This window comes from Chryseobacterium sp. SIMBA_029 (assembly GCF_046535275.1).
Taxonomy (GTDB): Bacteria; Bacteroidota; Bacteroidia; order Flavobacteriales; family Weeksellaceae; genus Chryseobacterium.
In genome coordinates, this window is record NZ_JAWRXA010000458.1 from 1 (window position 1) to 262 (window position 262).

Annotated in this window: 1 pseudogene; it reads right to left on the minus strand. The window is 33.6% G+C overall.

Annotation, left to right across the window (positions count from 1 at the left end):
- A pseudogene (locus tag SB679_RS24810) lies at positions 1–262 on the minus strand (alpha/beta hydrolase); the annotation flags it as partial.

The following is a 262-nucleotide window of genomic DNA, read 5'->3' on the forward strand; positions in this document are numbered from 1 at the left end:
CCTCGTATAAGCTTCTGTGAAGAATGGTTGCGTGATTGTCTGTTTCCATCATTTTATATTCAATTGTCCAGTTTTTCTTATTGGATTTTTTAAGAACATCATACCAGGCTTCGGCATCTTTTACCATTACCGGATGTTCTCCTTTTCCTACAGAAATATAAACGAATTTTTTAGTATCCGAAGATTTTGAAAGTAATTGAGGAGCTTGTTTTAATAAACTTTCATCATCCCACCATAAACTTGGGCTGATGATAAAATAGTT